The sequence below is a fragment of the Nostoc sp. genome, from assembly GCF_036917675.1.
Lineage (GTDB): Bacteria > Cyanobacteriota > Cyanobacteriia > Cyanobacteriales > Nostocaceae > Nostoc.
Map to the genome: position 1 here is coordinate 474,108 of NZ_JBALCT010000074.1, position 13,880 is coordinate 487,987.

General features: G+C 42.2%; 16 protein-coding genes and 1 pseudogene. 10 read left to right on the forward strand and 7 right to left on the reverse strand.

Annotated features, from left to right (window positions below; translation table 11 throughout):
- The first annotated feature begins 8 nt into the window (after positions 1–8).
- From V7K31_RS31515 to V7K31_RS31525, 3 genes are read left to right on the forward strand one after another with little or no spacing between them, the layout of a single operon-like run.
- A complete protein-coding gene (locus V7K31_RS31515) occupies positions 9–314 on the forward strand; it encodes a hypothetical protein (RefSeq protein ID WP_335100457.1) in 306 nt (101 codons plus the stop codon).
- Entirely contained in the window at positions 311–514 is a 204-nt protein-coding gene (locus tag V7K31_RS31520) for a type II toxin-antitoxin system HicB family antitoxin (protein WP_104908349.1), read from the forward strand. Before V7K31_RS31515 ends, V7K31_RS31520 begins: the two co-directional genes overlap by 4 nt.
- Positions 511–720, forward strand: a complete 210-nt coding sequence (locus V7K31_RS31525; protein ID WP_335100459.1) for a type II toxin-antitoxin system HicA family toxin — start codon at positions 511–513, stop codon at positions 718–720. The genes V7K31_RS31520 and V7K31_RS31525 overlap by 4 nt, the downstream gene beginning before the upstream one ends.
- Positions 721–727: 7 nt before the next feature.
- Here V7K31_RS31525 and V7K31_RS31530 read toward each other — a convergent pair whose 3' ends face one another.
- Complete coding sequence (locus V7K31_RS31530; protein WP_335100461.1) at positions 728–1,198, reverse strand: DUF29 domain-containing protein; 471 nt, start codon at positions 1,196–1,198, stop codon at positions 728–730.
- Positions 1,199–1,618: 420 nt separating this feature from the next.
- On the opposite strand from V7K31_RS31530, the gene V7K31_RS31535 reads away from it, so the two are divergent.
- The 3 genes from V7K31_RS31535 to V7K31_RS31545 all read left to right on the forward strand — a co-directional run bounded on the left by V7K31_RS31535 (position 1,619) and on the right by V7K31_RS31545 (position 4,038).
- Positions 1,619–3,208, forward strand: coding sequence for a hypothetical protein (locus V7K31_RS31535; protein ID WP_335100463.1), 1,590 nt, complete (start codon positions 1,619–1,621; stop codon positions 3,206–3,208).
- Positions 3,209–3,530: 322 nt separating this feature from the next.
- Positions 3,531–3,692 carry a hypothetical protein gene (locus V7K31_RS31540; protein WP_335100465.1) on the forward strand — a complete coding sequence of 54 codons (162 nt, stop codon included), beginning with the start codon at positions 3,531–3,533 and terminating at the stop codon, positions 3,690–3,692.
- Positions 3,658–4,038: a type II toxin-antitoxin system HicB family antitoxin gene (locus V7K31_RS31545; RefSeq protein ID WP_335100467.1), complete on the forward strand. Its 381-nt coding sequence runs from the start codon at positions 3,658–3,660 to the stop codon at positions 4,036–4,038. The genes V7K31_RS31540 and V7K31_RS31545 overlap by 35 nt, the downstream gene beginning before the upstream one ends.
- A gap of 37 nt (positions 4,039–4,075) precedes the next feature.
- Here V7K31_RS31545 and V7K31_RS31550 read toward each other — a convergent pair whose 3' ends face one another.
- From V7K31_RS31550 to V7K31_RS31560, 3 genes are all read right to left on the reverse strand, one after another.
- Positions 4,076–4,507 carry an NUDIX hydrolase gene (locus V7K31_RS31550; RefSeq protein WP_335100469.1) on the reverse strand — a complete coding sequence of 144 codons (432 nt, stop codon included), beginning with the start codon at positions 4,505–4,507 and terminating at the stop codon, positions 4,076–4,078.
- Positions 4,508–4,515: 8 nt separating this feature from the next.
- Positions 4,516–4,968: a DUF3531 family protein gene (locus tag V7K31_RS31555; RefSeq protein ID WP_335100471.1), complete on the reverse strand. Its 453-nt coding sequence runs from the start codon at positions 4,966–4,968 to the stop codon at positions 4,516–4,518.
- A 145-nt stretch (positions 4,969–5,113) separates the two neighbouring features.
- Positions 5,114–6,073 (reverse strand): Sll0314/Alr1548 family TPR repeat-containing protein, encoded by a 960-nt coding sequence (locus V7K31_RS31560; RefSeq protein ID WP_335100473.1) that lies wholly within the window; start codon positions 6,071–6,073, stop codon positions 5,114–5,116.
- A 316-nt stretch (positions 6,074–6,389) separates the two neighbouring features.
- On the opposite strand from V7K31_RS31560, the gene V7K31_RS31565 reads away from it, so the two are divergent.
- Together V7K31_RS31565 and rsmG are read left to right on the forward strand one after the other, a co-directional pair.
- A complete protein-coding gene (locus V7K31_RS31565) occupies positions 6,390–7,064 on the forward strand; it encodes an ABC transporter ATP-binding protein (RefSeq protein ID WP_335100475.1) in 675 nt (224 codons plus the stop codon).
- Between the two features lie 51 nt (positions 7,065–7,115).
- Positions 7,116–7,853 (forward strand): 16S rRNA (guanine(527)-N(7))-methyltransferase RsmG, encoded by a 738-nt coding sequence (gene rsmG, locus V7K31_RS31570; RefSeq protein ID WP_335100477.1) that lies wholly within the window; start codon positions 7,116–7,118, stop codon positions 7,851–7,853.
- Between the two features lie 816 nt (positions 7,854–8,669).
- Here rsmG and speB read toward each other — a convergent pair.
- Positions 8,670–9,713 carry an agmatinase SpeB gene (gene speB / locus V7K31_RS31575; protein WP_335100479.1) on the reverse strand — a complete coding sequence of 348 codons (1,044 nt, stop codon included), beginning with the start codon at positions 9,711–9,713 and terminating at the stop codon, positions 8,670–8,672.
- A gap of 78 nt (positions 9,714–9,791) precedes the next feature.
- Entirely contained in the window at positions 9,792–10,904 is a 1,113-nt protein-coding gene (locus V7K31_RS31580; protein ID WP_335100481.1) for an FAD-dependent monooxygenase, read from the reverse strand.
- Between the two features lie 39 nt (positions 10,905–10,943).
- On the opposite strand from V7K31_RS31580, the pseudogene V7K31_RS32040 reads away from it, so the two are divergent.
- Together V7K31_RS32040 and V7K31_RS31585 are read left to right on the forward strand one after the other, a co-directional pair.
- Positions 10,944–11,018, forward strand: a pseudogene (locus V7K31_RS32040) (IS200/IS605 family transposase); the annotation flags it as partial.
- A gap of 321 nt (positions 11,019–11,339) precedes the next feature.
- The gene (locus V7K31_RS31585; protein WP_335100483.1) at positions 11,340–11,711 is read left to right on the forward strand and encodes a DUF2237 family protein; all 372 of its coding nucleotides are present in this window, start codon (positions 11,340–11,342) and stop codon (positions 11,709–11,711) included.
- Positions 11,712–11,843: 132 nt separating this feature from the next.
- Here V7K31_RS31585 and V7K31_RS31590 read toward each other — a convergent pair whose 3' ends face one another.
- The gene (locus V7K31_RS31590) at positions 11,844–13,880 is read right to left on the reverse strand and encodes a hybrid sensor histidine kinase/response regulator (protein ID WP_335100485.1); all 2,037 of its coding nucleotides are present in this window, start codon (positions 13,878–13,880) and stop codon (positions 11,844–11,846) included.

Here is a 13,880-nt window from a genome sequence, read left to right on the forward strand (position 1 = left end):
TAACCAGAGTGAATATTAATCTTGATTTGCCACCAGAGCTAGAAAACGAGCTTTTTACTGAAGCTTCTGAGTTAAACCTTCCTGTTTCTGAATACATTCTTCGGATTCTTTCTGTGAGACAGGTTTTAGCAAATCCTCCCAAGACAGGAGCCGAACTTGTTGCTTATTGGCAGAGTGAAGGCGTGATAAACTCACCACCTGATATTACAGATAGTCAAGCATACGCTCGCAAGTTACGCCATGAAGTTGAAACTCGTGAGCAAACAAGTATGGTTGTTAGCATATTCTCACAAACTAGCTCAACAGGTTTATGAAAATCAGAGCAATCATTCATCCAGCAGAAGAAGGCGGCTATTGGGCAGAAGTTCCCGCGCTTCCCGGTTGTATTACCGAAGGAGACACCATAGAAGAGGTGATGGCTAATTTAAAGGACGCTATTGAAGGTTGGCTTGAAGTTGCCAACAGTCGTAATGCAATTGAGTCAACAGATCAAGTTGTCGAAATTGCTGTATGAAATCGATTTCTGGCAAACAACTTTGTAAGATTGTGGAACAAAAAGGTTGGGTTTTGCAAAGAATTACTGGCAGCCATCATATTTATGAAAACCCTGAAGTACAAAAAATCCTGTCAATTCTTGTTCACCGCAATCAAGATTTGAAAGTTGGAACCTTGAAAGCCTTGATGAAAATAGCCCAGCTATCTGAAGAAGATTTACTTTAATTTCAAATTACTGCTCGGATTCATCTAGTAACTTGCTTGGTTCACCGGGGTAGAAATCATAGTCCACAATCTCTGCCAAACTGTAGGGACACTCTACCGGAAAAGTCCGCTTGGGCAAATCTGTTTCTCCAACAGCTAATTCGACACTTTTAAGGTAGGCTTTGCGAAGTGCTTCTTCAAGGTAGGGCTTTAGGCTAGGATTGTCTTCAAGCAGTTCAGCAATATCTAAGCGTTGAATCCGAAGTGTTGCTAACCAGCTACGGCTACGGCGTCCTGACTGGTATTCCCATTTTAGTAAATGTCCAATCAACACACTCAGACGGTTTCGCAATTCTTGACGTTGCTGTTTACCCAAAGATTGAATCTCCTCAATCAGATTTTTTAGATCAATCTGACTCCACTGCTCATTGCGAAGTAAAGTTACTTGTTCCTGTGTCCAAGCGTAAAAATCAGTTTCGTAGAGGCTTGGTGAAGGCATTGCTATCTTTGGGTTTGTTTTAGGTACACGCATTAGGTTAATTCAACCTCAACGTCTTTGCCTTTATTGTAGAACTGTCTGAAATTGAGGTGATCAATAAGACGATAAAGGTGTTTGCACAATCTGGGTTTGTTGTGTAACTCAAACAGTTAGCAAAAAAACTCGGATTTAGCCGTATTAAACCATAAAACAAGCAGCATGTCGTTTTAGAAATACCAAGCGTAACAGCTTATTGGTTTAGATTGAGGCGATCGCGCTTTTCTTCCACGGTAAGTGATCTCACTTACACCGTTATTCCCGCAGATTACATACCCGATTTGGATCAAAATTTTATTTTACCTACGTTAGATAGCTTGAGAATTTTGGGAATACTGATCAAATAACTCAGTTGTCTAAACCGCAGAAAGGTTGCAGGAGATTATGAATCAATCATGGTATCCAGCTCACACATTCAATGGTGACTCTAGTTGGTTCGGTGGTGTGCGCTCCCTATCCATAAATCCAAGCCGCCAAATTATTGCTTGTGGCAGCGATGACAATACAATTAGATTATGGGATCTCAATAATGGTCAACTTTTGACCCATCCGTTTGAACATACAAAATCTGTTCGCTCCATTACCTTTACTCCCAAAGGAAATGGTTTGATTAGCGGTGGCGATGATGCCACCATTAGAGTTTGGGATTTGAGAACATCTCAGGAATTATTAACTTTTACCACTCACTCTCAACCCGTGACGGCAGTCGCTGTGGTTCCAATTTATGACTTTATTGTAAGTGGAAGTGATGACAATACAGTTAAAATTTTTAGTTTGAAAGAAAGGAAGGAGATTCAAACCCTTCGAGGACATTCAAGTTACGTGCAGTCTGTTTCTGTTAGTCCTGATGGTTTATTGATTGCGAGTGGTGGTTGCGATCATAAAGTCAAGATTTGGAGAACTAATATGCATGATGAGATTTTCTCATTTTCAACCCATTCAAAAGATGTACGTGTAGTTGTATTCAGCCCTGATGGAAAAATTCTTGCAAGCAGTGATGATGATGGGGATATTATTCTGTGGGATATGCAAACTGGATTATCTAAATGCTATATTCAAGGGCATTCAAGTAGTGTACGTAGTCTAAGTTTCAGTTCTAATGGTCAGTTTCTCGTAAGCGGTGGCGATGATGGCTACGTTAAGATTTGGAATCTGACAACAGGTACTCTAGATTCCTCTTTCCCTGCTCACTCAGCAGGAGTGAGCTCAGTCGCTTTTTGTTTTAATAATCAGGTACTTGTAAGTAGTAGCTGGGATAAGACAGTCAAATTTTGGGTTCTTGAAAGCGCAATTCCTAAACCTTCAAAAGTTGGTTTTTTTGAAGGACTTTTTGGAAAAAAGCAGCCTGAAGTTGGTCTGGTTCCATCGTTGCCAAACTTTATCCTTCAACAAGTTCAAGTAAATAGTCAAAAGCTAAATCAATCTACGTTTAGCTCCGTTGGTGCTAACTTTGAAACTGAGCCTTATAGCTTTTGTTGGGAAACATCTCAGCCTCCAATCAAGAATCCCCAGTTAGGTTTGGAGGATTGGGAGCGATTGTTGAGAGACTGGAAACGCCAAGAAGAAGAGCGCAAGAAAGAGCAACGTGCAAAAGAGAGACTTCGCCTGCGAGAGCAACGTTTGAGATTAGAGAAACAGAAAGAAGAACGTCTCAACAGAGAGCAGCAACTACAGGCAGACAAACTAAGACAAGAACAGCGGCAGCAAGAGGAAAAAATCAAACAAGTAAATCAATTTGGTGCACTGATTGAATTACTTAATGCATCACTTACGCAGCAAGAGGAAAAACCCAAACAAGTAAATCAACACCGAACTACTAATAATTATCGGGATAACAGTACATCCAACCAGCAACGGACTACGACTAACTTCTGGGGCAGTAATTCATCAAGTAACTCAAGTGGAAAAGTCTATGTTCAAGGTTATCGTCGTAAGGATGGAACCCATGTTGAAGGATATTGGCGCAACAAATAACTCTATTATTGACTAACCAACGTGATCTACCCTAGCTGGCAATATACAGCCGTTGAATTCGTCAGACGACAGGATGAGAGTGCAAGTAGAGATAATTTATAAAGCAATCCGAATTGAAACGTGAGAAAATACTGAGATTAAAAGTAACTATTTTAAACCCTTTCAGCGATTTTGTCTCTCACGAATGATTTAGGATTGCTATAATATGACTTTCGTAACGATTAACAGCTATGACTGAGCTACTTGAACAAGCGATCGCCAAACTCAAAAATTTACCTGCCAATGAACAAGATGCGATCGCATACCCAATTTGGATCAAAAAATGAGCGTTTACTGTGCAGCAACGGCAGTGAAATCTAAACAGGACTTACGCCAATCTGCGTTAATTCGAGCGATCGCCTTTTTTCTAAATGCAACAAGCGATCGCTTAAATTTAGAAGAGTGGATTAATGAACACACCGAACCAGAAGAACCAGCAGATTGAGAAGCCGTCCTTAGAATATTATTTAAATCTTCAGTACCCTGTAATACTTTACCCCGACCCAGAGGGGGGATATGTAGCTCAAATTAAAGATTTACCTGGATGTCTTACCCAAGGCGAAACCCTTGAAGAGACAGTAGCAAATCTCAATGAGGCGCGGGAATTGTGGATTGAGACAGCTTATGAAGTCGGCGATAATATTCCCTTACCAAGTAGTAATGATAGCTATAGCGGTAAACTATTACTACGGATGCCAAAATCTTTACATCGACGTCTAGCTGAGACTTCTGAACGGGAAGGCGTTAGTCTCAACCAGTATATTGTGTCTTTGCTGAGTGCGGTGGCATAATTAAAAGCAAAGCAATCTTAGTAAATTTCCAGATATTTTATAAATAGTCAAAAAATACTTCAGGTACTAATCTTAATTCCCTAGATTTTAAGCGAGAGATATCTATCCATAACGCTCTATGTTTATGAGTTTGTGATTCGGAAAAAACTAAACTTTCCAGTTGATAAAATTTGTAATCAGCAAAGTCACATTGATAAAGCTGAATAATTTCATGACCTTGCCTACCATTAAATGTAAACAGGTTCTCTATACAACCCAAATAGCGAATATTCATTAAGTCTGCCTGAATTTCCTCTTGAAACTCCCGTTCTAAGGCGACGCGGCTGGTTTCGCCAAATTCAACACCACCACCCAAAGCACGATAAAATGTTTCTTGCTTGACGGGATCGTAGCCTTCAGAAAGAAATATGCGATCGCCATGCCGAATTAGCCCCAAGGCTATTACCCGAATTTCGCCTGCTTTATTCATTTTTATAACTAATTATCGTAAATAGACTGAGGACGACTTTCGCTATCCTCAACAGACCAATCTGAATTTTCGCCACCGATGTATAATTCTTCAATGGTGACATATTCCTCACTTAGCTGTGTGAGGGCGTTGATTAAAATATCCAGAGCGATCGCATCACTAGTTCCTAAGTCAAACCAACAACGCCCCCACTGTCCCTCATATTCAAACTCACCGATGTTGTGCATCAGTGCTAGCAGGCTTTTGTCATACCCTTGTCCATCATAATTCATGTAGCTGATATCGAGTCCAGTGTCCTGCACCTGAAGATTCTCTGCATTAAATGCACCCAATTTACCCAGATAAAACCAGGAATTGAAAACTTCTTCTACAAACTGCTTTTCACGCGCAGAAGGATTTGTGCTGAATTTCAGCCAAATCCACATATCAAAAGGATTAATTTCGCGGAACTGAATCTCCATTTTGGTCTAATATCTCAATTACTCTTCTGAAAATAAGCATATCAAAGTAAGGAGTAGGGAGTGGGGAGAAATCAATTCAAAATTCAAAATTCAAGAACTCCTGTCTCCCATGCCCAATGCCCAATTCCCAATGCCCAATGCCCAATTATCTAGGATTGTTCAGACTAACAGCATTTTTGCGTTCATGCTCAATTTGTTTGACTAAATCGCCTGGGAGTTGGGATTTTTTAGTCAATGCTTTGTCAAAATTAGCGATCGCTTCCTGGATCATCTGCTGGCTTTTTTCTTTTTGCCCCAGTTCTTTCAGGATTTGGGCTTTGAGATAATAAATTTCTGGATTATCGGATGTGGTTTTGAGCGCTCGGTTGACATACTCTAGTGCCTGTGAATACCTTTTTAAATCGCGGTAAGCAAGAGCAATACCCCGATCTACTAGATACCCAGGAGCAGCATTTTGTTCTAACCCTGCAATTGCCTGATCTGGGCTAGCAAAAGGCAAATTAACCGCCAATAATAAATCCATATAACCTTTGATTAAATTCAGTTCTGGATCGTTGGCAGAAATTGCTTCGGCTTTGTCTAAATATTCATAAACTTGCCGCAACCGACTAAAGGCTTGCGGCACACCGTTGACTGTACCCTCACGGGTGATAACTACTGCACCCTCTAAAAAATGACCAACAGCAGTGTATAAATTACCACGCAATGGATCGCTAGGAATCAGTTTTTGTCCAGTTTCTAGAGTTTTCTGACTGTAGGTGTCTAGTTTAGCCCAATCCTTATTTCCGTATGCTAAAGATGCCATCATGGCATAAGCTAGAGGTTCATTTGGCTCTTTGGATATTGCTTGTTGCAGATAACGCTCTCCTGCTGGATAGTTGCCCTGTTGGAAAATCGCTTTAAAAGCTGCTTCTGTTTGATCGCCAATTTGATGAGGTTCGCGATTGCGAAACGGATCGCCAGCCAGGGAGGGATTTACCCACAAATTAAGTGCGATTGCCCAAGGGGCAACGCCAAAGGCGATCGCAGCGCCAAAAGCAGTCTGAGCAAGGGTAGTAAGTCTAGCAGACACTACTAATCGAGGCGAAGAAAACCTTTTAGTCATTTTAACCCTCAGAATAATTGCGGTTGAAATAGTTGTATGTGTTACTTAGAATGCAAAAATAGTTAATTTTAACTTGCCTCTGCTTCAACCAAAATTTTCTTATATAAAAGTTGACTTTGGTAATTTTTCCATGTTCCTAGGCAAGTTAAAGCCATTGTTTAAGAGTGAGTCTGCCACAATGGAGGAAAAGTGGATGATTCTTGCTGCTAAATTAAGGTGTTAATCCAGGTAATGCGCTATGAATTTTTCCAGAATTTTTCAGATACTCTCAGTGTAGCTAATCAGTAATTTGCTGACTTTTTGGTAATCTTAACAAATGCTCTATCTCCGAAATGTAAATTATCACCCCGCAGCGTGCCCAACAGCGATTCTCAAATCGATCAACTTGGAATTAGCACCGCAGCAGCTAGGTCTGATTATTGGCCCCAGTGGTTCAGGAAAAAGTACTTTATTAGAAATTTTGTCGGGACTAGCCGAACCCACTACCGGCGCACTCTTCTGGCGGGAACAAGAACTGATAGCCGAACAGCTACAACAATTGGCTGGGTTAGTATTTCAGTTTCCAGAGCGGCACTTTTGCGGTGGTTCGATTTTAGAAGAATTGCGTTTAGGACATCCTGAGTTAGGGTCAGAACGAGTTAGACAGGCATTGACTGAGGTGGGATTAGAGCATTTATCGCTTTCTGCTGCTCCCCATGCTTTGAGTGGTGGTCAGCAACGACGTTTAGCTTTGGCAGTGCAATTGATTCGCCAGCCAAATTTACTATTATTGGATGAACCCACAGCTGGGTTAGATTGGTCAATGCGTCGGCAACTGGTAAATTTATTAGCGAAACTGAAACAAGATTGGACGCTGTTAGTAGTGACACACGATGCTGGGGATCTGTTAGCGATCGCAGACCGTTGCTGGACACTCAACCACGGTGAACTAGAATCAGTAGACCCAAAGACACTAGAAGCCAAAATTAAAGAACCTCTACCAGCAGTATGAAAGGGGGACTGGGGAGTGGGGGAAGAAAGAATAACTAATGACTAATGACTAATGACTAACTTATTGCCTGAGATGGCAGAAATCTGGCAGCAAACTCTCAATTGGCAACCAACCGTCCAACAGCAGGCACAATTCCAGAGACTTTATGAATTAATTCTAGAAGGTAATCGCCAACTAAATTTAACTCGGATCACTGACCCCCAAGAGTTTTGGGAAAAACATCTCTGGGATTCTCTGCGAGGAATTGCGCCACAGGGGCAATTTATCCCATCTCTTCAAAAAGCCGCATCTATGATTGATATTGGCACGGGTGCAGGCTTTCCGGGTGTTCCAGTGACAATTATTGCACCTAATTGTAAAATTACTCTGATGGATTCAACCCGGAAAAAAATTACTTTTATCGACAATATATTAACTGAACTTGCCCTGACCAATGCCAAAACTCTTGTTGGTAGGGCTGAAGAAATCGGTCAGCACCCCCAGCACCGACAAGCTTACGATATTGCCTTGATCCGCGCTGTTGGCACAGCTTCTGTTTGTGCAGAATATGCCCTACCATTACTCAAACAAAGTGGTTTAGCCATAATTTATCGTGGTAATTGGACAGAGGAAGAAACCACAGTTTTGCAAAATACTGTTAACCAGCTAGGTGGCGTAATTGAATTAATTGAAAAATTTACCACTCCTCTAAGTGATAGCATCCGTCATTGCCTTTATGTGCGTAAGGTAGCAAACACACCAGCTAATTTTCCTCGTACTACAGGTGTACCTTCTCAAAAACCGCTTTGAGGAGGGAGTGTGAGAAAAAGGGCGTTGCTGAGTGAAAGTATGAATTGCCACTTCCGAGTTCAAAGGTGGAATGGTGAGGCTTTTAAGTGGAGCGATAGCTCCGACGGGCTACGCTTGGGCCTTTTTAGCTCGACAATTGGTGTTAAAAGGTGCAAGCTTCAAGTTCAGAACCTCAATGATCAGGCTTTTAAGTGGAGTGTAGACGCACAAAAGCTTGTGATTACCAACATCTTTATAAGGAAGATGCCGAAAACCCCGGAAGAATAAGCACGTAGTGCCGCATTTTGTGCTTCAGACCGGGGATGAAGGCTCGGTGCAGGATTTATCCTGCCTTGGCAGTCTCTTGATATAGTCGCGCAAAATCTCTGCCGCCGAAATTTGCTTTGATAGTGCATATTGATTTAATTTTTCCCACTCGTCATAGCTCAGTCTAAGTTGGTAAACTTTAGGTCTTTTTCTTGTTGACATGGTGATGGCTTTGCACTACCATTAATCATAACAGGAAAGGTAATCAACCTGTATAAAAACCCAACTGCCTAACGGCAATCTGTACCTTGACAATTCAATCTATGCGGTTCTACTGCATTGTTCTAGTTTCCTCCTAGCAGTAGGTAAAAGATTCATCGGAGCTAGACGACTCAGAATTTTGAGACGATTTGTTTCAATTAAACAGGACTTGCAGTAATGCAACTACCGAGGGGCACTCGGAAAGTTAACGCTTGGGGAGAGTCCCACCTCTGGGCTAGGTAACGCAAGGAACCTAGTTTAAGTGGTCTCGATGAACCAAGAATCCCCGTCTCTTTAGAGCGAGGAGTGTCAAGTTTTCTGCTGAGATAAATCCATCAAATTTGCCAGCTTGTAAACAACCCGCGCCCCAACATTACCATCCCACTCCCCATCACCAACTTCGCAGATATCAAAGCCAATAATTTTTCTCCCACTATTGACCAATTCTCGGAACAGACAAAATGTTTGCTCTAATTCCAACCCACCGGGAACAGGAGTACCTGTACTCGGACAGAGTTTTGGATCTAGACCATCTGCATCAAAGCTAATGTAAACATATTCAGGTAAATGACTGATAATTTCTCGGCACAAATCAATCCAAGTTGTTCCAGAGTAAAGCTTTTGCTTAATGGCTGGGTCGTAATAAGCAATAATGCGATCGCTAGATTGGTCAATGATTTGTACTTCATCATGACTAATATCACGCAAAGCCACTTGCACTAGCTTGGAAATTTGCGGTATTTTCATCGCATTAAACATAATAGACGCATGGGAAAACTCAAATCCCTCATAGGCATCGCGTAAATCTGCGTGGGCATCAATGTGCAAAATGCCATAGTTTGGGTAGTTAGCCGCTAATGCTTGGAAATAACCTAACGGAGAACTGTGATCTCCTCCAATGACTGCAACTCGCTTACCCTTGTTAATTGCTTGTTGACAATTTTCAAACAGCCATTGATTCACCTGTTGACAAGCCTGATTAATTTCTGTCAGCACAGGTGTTAAATCTGGTGTATCTGAGAGTTGTTTACCTTGGGCTAATCGCTGAATAATTTTTGCTGCCAAGGCGCGGTAGTATGTGTTCTTCTCTACAATATCTTGGGGAATTTCCACCATGAAAATTCCCTGCTTCCAACCATCAGGGTTATCAAAATCGAACAACTCCAGTTGAGTCGAAGCATCGAGAATTCGCTGTGGACCATTAGCAGTGCCAGCACCATAGGAAACGGTGACTTCCCACGGCACACCAAAGACAATCAGGTTTGCAGACTCATAATCGCAGGGCAAACCTAAGAGATTGCCATTTATTTCACCTACGCCGCTAGGATTGTAGTCTTGTAGTTGATTACTCATTGATTATCTTCTGGATTTACGTGAATAGACAGCACGCGGACATCTGCATTGTAATCAAAATTTTTCACAGACGGTAAACTACAATGCCTCTATTATTTGGTCGAAATTGCGGCGATACACCTGTTGGGTGTATTCTTGCAACTCTTTGTCTGACGGGTAGGGCGATTGTTTTAATGTTGCCTGTTGGACATATGCCATCAATGGGCGGCGAAGACACTCATATTTCTCGAAGGCTTTGGCTATAGCTTGCGAATCATCCCAGTTATTATCCTCAGCAATTTTAGCGATGAGTGTTGTAACTACTAATGCATCTTCAAATCCTTGATTAGCTCCTTGACCGATGAAGGGAGGCATTCCATGTGCGGCATCGCCAACTAATACGATTCGCCCTACACTCCAGGGTGGTGGAATTTTGGCAGGATCAGCTTCAGTATTGAGACCAGTTGAGTTAGAAACTTGTAGAGAATCAGAAATGGTAGCGTGGTGAATATAGTATGGACGCTGCTGCATCTTGGCAGGAGGAGATATACTTACTAATTGCTTGAGCGTATCAGGAAAGCCTGCCTTTTCCAACTTTTGCAAAGCTAAGTCAATTAAAGAACTTTCAGACTTTCCTTGCAACGAATCTAAAGCCAAAGCAAGATTTATTATGTATCCTAGTTCACCAGTTTCTCTGTGAAATAAAATTATCCTAATGTTATTTATACAAACAGAATTTCCCGATATTTCATCATTAGTGATTGTTACAATTGTTGAGTCTTGAAAAAAATCTTCTTCTAATTTCGTCAACAGTTCCTTTGCTATCTCAGTTATTTCCATACAAAATATAGCTGCAAACCCAGAGTATTCAGGTCGGGCAAAATCATGGTATTGAGTATCTGTGTAAAGCAGCCTCCGAACTGTAGAATTAATCCCGTCTGCTGCAACAATTAGTTTAGCTCTAATCGATTTTGTTGCTAATTCTTGGGAGGCAACATCTGAGTTTAGGGGCTGCGTTTGATTATCTTTCTGACCATCTGTCCAATAGGCATAGGGGTTGGACTCTATCCGTGTGTCAGCTACACAATCTATGCGGACACAACCTTTTTCCGGCTCATTTACAAAATTAATACAACGGTGATTAGCTTTAACTCGGTCTTGGGGAAGTAGCTCTCTAAGGGTTGTCTGCAAATTGTACCAAGAAATTGACACTCGACCCTCGCCATAATCTTTAAACCAGTCATCGAAACTGTCGCAAGCTGTGGAGGTGTTACTGTGTCAACTCTTAGAAAATATATTGAAAATCAACAGAACCCGGAAGATTAATCTAACAGTTCGTTTCCTCCATATCCTCTTCCCTGATTTCGCTTACGCTCAATATTTGGTCAGAGGACTGTCGTCAACTCACGCGCAATTCATCTCACGCTCCCCTTCGGGTGAGACGTGAGGCTTCTTGCTGTTTAAGCTAAATGGTAAACACATCCAAGGCAAGCTGATGAGTAAGGTTGTAAACCTGCTGTTCCAGGAATTGTGTAAAATAATTCCCGTAGCCTGATGCTACAAACCCTTCATGCAAATGAGGGGTTTTCAAATCTGATAAACTTTCAATTAGCCTGAAGTGGAAAAATTAACTGCAACGAATTAACGATGACAGACGCTAAAAACGTAATCGATGGAAACCTAGAGGTTTGCTGTATTTCTCCCATGACTGGGTTTTACCGCGACGGTTTTTGTCGCACAGGTGGTCAGGATTTCGGGTCGCACGTTGTATGTGCCCAAGTGACATCAGAATTCCTGGAGTTTACCAAATCGCGTGGAAACGACCTCAGCACACCTGTTCCTGATTTTAACTTTCCTGGACTCAAGCCTGGCGATCGCTGGTGTTTGTGTGCTTCTCGCTGGCAAGAAGCTCTCCATGCTGGCGTTGCTTGTCCCGTCATCCTCTCTGCAACCCATGCTAGAGCTTTGGAAGTGGTTTCCCTAGACGAATTGAAAAAACATGGACTAACTTCTTCTTGATTGGGCATTGGGCATTGGGCAAACAGGGCAATTCAATTTTGGATTTTGGATTTCAAATTTTGGATTAAATTTCAATCTAAAATCCAAAATCTAAAATCTAAAATTCTTGTTCCCCCACTCCCCAATTCCAAATCAACTCACTGGAACTTCCAGAGGTAGTTTTAATACATTGGCAACCATAGCAATCAATTTAGTGGGGTCAATTGGCTTAGATAAATGCTGCTGAAACCCTGCTCTTAGGGTTTCTAAGCGGTCTTCCTCTCGCGTGTATGCTGTTAAAGCGATCGCTGGGATACCTCCGCCTTTTTCTGGTTCTAAAGAGCGCAGTTTCCGAATCAGTGTATAACCATCTTGCTCTGACATGCCGATGTCGCTAATCAGGATATCTGGTTTTGCTTGTTCAACTACTGCTAGCGCTTCATCAACTGATGCTACCGCAATGGCGATCGCTCCATACTCCTCAAACATAAAACTGAGAAAGTTACGGGTATCTGCTTCATCATCTACAACTAAAACTCTTAATCCAGTCAGGGGCATCGATGCCACAAGGAAGGAAATTTCTTCTCTATTCTCCCTGCTAACCCTATTGTCTTGTAGCAGTGGTAGTCTCACAGTAAAGGTTGCTCCTTCTCCAGTGCCTAAACTTTCGGCAAAAATTGTACCCTTGTGCAGTTCCACTAGATGACGGACGATCGCTAGTCCTAGTCCTAGTCCATTGTGCGATCGCGTTGTCGTGCTGTCTGCTTGCCGGAAACGCTCAAATACTTTGGGTAAAAACTCCGAACTAATACCAATGCCCGTATCCATAACTTTAATTTGGGCGTATTTGTGAGTTGTTTGTTGTCCTTCACCACAGACTACTGACAGATTCACTTCTACCCTGCCACCTTTAGGGGTAAACTTAATGGCATTAGTTAGTAGGTTCCAAACAACTTGCTGTAACCGGGCTGGATCGCCATAAACTGACTCTACCGAAGTATCCAGGACAGTATTTAACTTAATATCTTTTGGCTCTGCTAGGGGACGCACTGCTTCTAAGGCTGCCTCCATGACTGTGATCAGATTCACAGCAGCTACATTTAACCGCAGCTGACCCCGGATAATCCGGGATACATCTAAGATATCCTCAATTAGTTGCATCTGAGATATAGCGTTGCGTTCGATCGCTTCTAAGGCGCGGGAAGTGGCTTTTTCGTCAAGTTTCTTAGAGCGGAGGATTTTTGACCAGCCCAGCATCGAGGTTAGGGGGGTGCGGAGTTCATGGGAGAGAACGGCGAGAAACTCATCTTTCATCCGATTTGCTGCTTCTGCTTCAGCCCTTGCCGTCTGTTCTCGAATCACTTGAGCGCGAACTTCTTCTGCTTGTTTGCGTTCAGTAATATCTTCGAGGGTGCCGACATATCCTAGCAATTCTCCTTGACCGGAAAGCATTGGTGATGAGCGAACCTGAACCCAACGGATGCTACCGTGAGTAGTTTGAAAGCGAAATTCTTCAGAGTAGTCGCTACCTTCACGAATGTAGTCAGACCAACTGATAACTGCTCGTTCTCTATCTTCTGGATGAACAGATTCTAGCCATCTTTTTTCTAAACTTTCTGCCGCTTTCAAATCACAAATGGCCTGATAGCGGGGATTAGTATATCTACAGCCTCCTTCAGTATCAATTTCAAAAATGCCAACGGGTGAACAGGTACTTAGCGATCGCAATCGTTCTTCACTTTGCCTGAGTGAACCATTCACAGCTACCAGTTGCGCGGCTTGTTGCTTGACGGCTTCTGTTTTCTTAAATAGTTCTACGAATACTGTGACTTTAGAAGTCAAGATATTCGGGTTTAATGGTTTGAGCAGATAATCAACTGCACCCAAGGCATAGCCTTTAAACAGCATTTGGTCGCTGGTGCTAAAGGCGGTGAGAAAGATAATTGGAGTGTGACGCGATCGCCCCCGATTGCGAATCAACGTAGCAGTTTCAAAGCCATCCATCCCTGGCATTTGCACATCCAGCAAAATCACCGCAAAGTCTTGATGTAGCAGACATCTCAAAGCTTCTTCCCCAGAAGTAGCTCTCACGAGATTTTCCCCTAATTTTTCTAGGATTGCCTCTAGTGCCAGCAAATTTTCTAGCTTATCATCTACTAGGAGGATGTTTACTTTGGGTTCCATCTGCAT